At 63.9% G+C, this 3,818-nt stretch carries 2 protein-coding genes and 1 pseudogene; all 3 read left to right on the top strand.

The annotated features are described in order from the left end of the window. On the top strand, nucleotides 1–1,630 hold a 1,630-nt coding region (glnD, locus tag AC1DX0_RS32605; RefSeq protein WP_477358497.1), incomplete at its 5' end, for a [protein-PII] uridylyltransferase. A gap of 172 nt (nucleotides 1,631–1,802) precedes the next feature. Then, complete coding sequence (murJ, locus tag AC1DX0_RS32600) at nucleotides 1,803–3,401, top strand: murein biosynthesis integral membrane protein MurJ (RefSeq protein ID WP_477358495.1); 1,599 nt, start codon at nucleotides 1,803–1,805, stop codon at nucleotides 3,399–3,401. Between the two features lie 171 nt (nucleotides 3,402–3,572). Continuing rightward, nucleotides 3,573–3,818 (top strand): annotated as a pseudogene (locus tag AC1DX0_RS32595) (tryptophan--tRNA ligase); the annotation flags it as partial.

The following is a 3,818-nucleotide window of genomic DNA, read 5'->3' as shown; positions in this document are numbered from 1 at the left end:
CAACATCGCCGACGATCAGGTGTTCGAACGCGATCCGGTCAATCTGCTGCGGCTGTTCTGGTTCGCCGACAAGCATGGGCTGGAGTTCCACCCCGATGCGCTGAAGCTGCTGACGCGCTCGCTTGGCCTGGTCAACAAGTCGCTGCGCCGCGACGAGGAGGCCAACCGGCTGTTCCTCGACATATTGACCTCGGACCGCAACGCCGAACTCAATCTGCGGCGCATGAACGAGGCCGGGCTGCTGGGCCGGCTGATCCCCGATTTCGGCAAGATCGTCGCCATGATGCAGTTCTCGATGTATCACCACTATACGGTGGACGAGCACCTGATCCGTTGCATCGGCGTGCTGGCCGAGATCGARCGCGGCGAYGGCGARAARGTSCATCCGCTKTCGCAYWCGCTGATGCCGGGCCTGAAGAAGAGYCGCGAGGCGCTCTATGTCGCSGTGCTGCTGCACGACATCGCCAAGGGCMGGCYGGAGGACCACTCCGARGCCGGCGCCCGCATCGCGCGSCGCATCTGCCCGCATATGGGGCTGTCGCCGGCCGATACTGAAACGGTCGCCTGGCTGGTCGAGAACCACCTCGTCATGTCGATGACGGCGCAGACGCGCGATCTCAACGACCGCAAGACGATCGAGGATTTCGCCTCGGTCGTGCAATCGGTCGAGCGGCTGAAGATGCTCCTGATCCTCACCGTCTGCGACATCAGGGGCGTTGGACCCGGTGTGTGGAACGGCTGGAAGGGCCAGCTGCTGCGCACGCTCTACTACGAGACCGAACTGCTCCTGACCGGCGGCTTCTCGGAAGTGTCACGCGCGCAGCGGACGGCAGCGGCGCGCGAACGTCTGGCCGAGGCGCTCGCCGACTGGCCCGACAAGGCCCGCAAGCGCTATGTCGGGCTGCACTATGAGAACTATTTGCTGGCCGTGGACCTGCCGGACCAGATTCGCCACGCCGAATTCATCCGCGAGGCGGACGTGTCGGGCAACAAGCTCGCCACCATGGTCAAGACGCACCAGTTCGAGGCGGTGACCGAAATCACCGTTTTGGCGCAGGACCATCCCCGTCTTCTCTCGGTCATTGCCGGGGCGTGCGCCGGGGCGGGCGGCAACATCGTCGACGCGCAGATCTTCACCACGTCTGACGGCCGCGCCCTGGACACGATCCTGATCTCACGGGAATTCGACCGCGACGAGGACGAGCGGCGGCGCGCCGAGCGCGTCGGCCGGCTGATCGAGGACGTGCTGTCGGGTAAGAGCTGGCTGCCGGAGATGATCGAGAAGCGCACCAAGCCAAGGCGCGGATCCAAGGTGTTCAAGATCCCGCCACGCGCCGAGATCCGCAACACGCTTTCGAACCGATTTTCGGTCATCGAGGTCGAGGGCCTCGACCGCCCGGGCCTGCTGTCGGAGATCACCGGCACGCTGTCCGACCTGTCGCTCGACATCGCATCGGCACACATCACCACTTTCGGCGAAAAGGTCATCGACACCTTCTATGTCACCGACCTCACCGGCCAGAAGATCGACAGCCCGGCCCGCACCGCCACCATCCGCAACCGGCTGATAGCGGCGCTCGAAGGCATCGCGCCCGAACGCGGCGGCAAGGCCAAGGCGGCCGCCGAGTGACTGCCATCCTCACTTTGTCCCAATCCCTAGAGCTGTTCACCGTTTCCCAGAAACGACGGACAGCTCTAACTCTTTGTTTTAACGCAATTTCAAAGGGAAAGCGCTATGCGCTTTTCCCGGGAAAACCGCTTCACACTTTTCCTGGAATTGCTCCAAGGCAGTCTTCGAACGCATGAGCCTAGTCAAGAAATTCGCAACGGTCGCTTCCGGCACGCTGATGAGCCGCGCGCTCGGTTTTGGCCGCGAGATGCTGATGGCCGCCGCACTCGGCACCGGACCGRTSGCTGAYGCCTTCAACGCCGCCTTCCAGTTTCCCAACACCTTTCGCCGGCTGTTCGCCGAAGGCGCCTTCAACGCCGCCTTCGTGCCGCTGTTTGCCAAGGAGATCGAAACGCACGGCACCGACGGCGCCAAGCGCTTCTCGGAGGAAGTGTTCGGCGTGCTGTTTTCGGCGCTTCTGGCGCTGACCATCGTCATGGAACTGGCGATGCCGCTGATCGTGCGCTACCTGGTGGCGCCGGGCTTCGCCGACACGCCGGGCAAGTTCGAGACGACCGTCGCCCTGGCGACGGTCATGTTCCCGTATCTCATCTGCATGTCGCTTGCCGCCATGATGGCGGGCATGCTGAATTCGCTGCGCCGTTACTTCGCGGCGGCGATCGCGCCGGCGTTCCTCAACGTCATCCTGATCAGCGTGCTAGGCTATGCCTGGTATCATGGGCTGGATGCCCGTGCTGTCGGCTTCAGCCTGTCCTGGGGCGTGCTGGCGGCGGGCCTCGTGCAACTTGCCATCGTCTGGGTGGCGGTGCGCAATGCCGGCATCTCGATCGGCTTCCGCCGGCCGAAGATGACGCCGAACGTCAAGCGTCTGCTGATCCTGGCGCTGCCGGCGGCGATCACCGGCGGCATCACACAGATCAACCAGCTGATCGGCACCGCCATCGCGTCGGCGCAGGACAGCGCCGTGTCGTCGCTCGCCTATGCCGACCGCGTCTATCAGCTGCCACTCGGTGTCGTCGGCGTGGCGGTGGCAATTGTGCTGTTGCCGGAACTGTCGCGGGCGCTGAAATCGGGCAATCTCATCGAGGCGGCCAATCTGCAGAACCGCTCCGTCGAGTTCACCTTGTTCATGACCTTGCCGGCGGCGGCAGCACTCTGGGTGATGGCGGAGCCGATCGTGCGGCTGGTCTATGAGCGCGGCGCGTTTGCTGCCAACCATTCGACCCCGACAGTGGCGGCGATCCTGGCGATCTTCGGTCTTGGCCTGCCGGCCTTCGTGCTGATCAAGGCTTTCACCCCCGGCTATTTCGCCCGCGAGGACACCCGCACGCCGATGATCTTCGCCGCTATCTCGGTGGCGGTGAACGTCGCCACCGCGCTGACGCTGTTTCCCAGGATGGGTGCACCCGGCATTGCGGTCGCTTCAGCCGTGGCCGGCTGGGTTAACGCGCTGATGCTGCTTGCCGTGCTGATCCGGCGCGGCCATTGGGGCCGAGACGTGCCGCTCCTGAAACGCATTCCCCGGCTGGTTCTGTCGGCGGCGGTAATGGCGGTGGCGCTGTATTTCGCCGAGCACTATTTCGCCGCAAGGCTCGGGCCGGGCTCGCCGCTGGTCATCAAGGCAACGACGGTGCTTGGCCTCGTCGCCGGCGGCGCTGCGCTCTACTTCATCACCGCCTTTGCCACTGGCGGCGCCGATTTCGGCATGATCCGGCGCAATGTCGGGCGCAAGGGAGTGCCGCCGGCCGCAAAGACCGGCATCGACGACTAGAGCCTCCATCGACCTATAGCACCATCTTGATCGCGGCGGCGTCTTCGTCCATAAGCGCGCCGTCGCAAGACTTTCGCCGCGCGCGGTTTCCAGCCGCATGATTGGCTCCAAAAAGTCTGCAACTTTTTGGAATCATGCTTATACGGCCCTCCACAAGCCATGAGGAAACCCATGTCCGCCTTCAAGCCACTCGTCTTTTCCGGTGTCCAGCCGACCGGCAATTTGCATCTCGGTAATTATCTCGGCGCCATCAAGAAATTCGTCGCCCTGCAGGACACCTCCGACTGCATCTACTGCGTCGTCGACCTGCATTCGCTGACCGCGCAACTGGTCCATGACGACCTTGCCGACCAGACGAGGTCCATCACCGCGGCGTTCCTCGCCTCCGGCATCGACCCGAAGAAGCACATCGTCTTC

Source organism: Mesorhizobium sp. P3_A9, from assembly GCF_056402975.1.
Note: the sequence above shows the minus strand (reverse complement) of the source record. Positions and strands in the feature narration are given on the sequence as shown.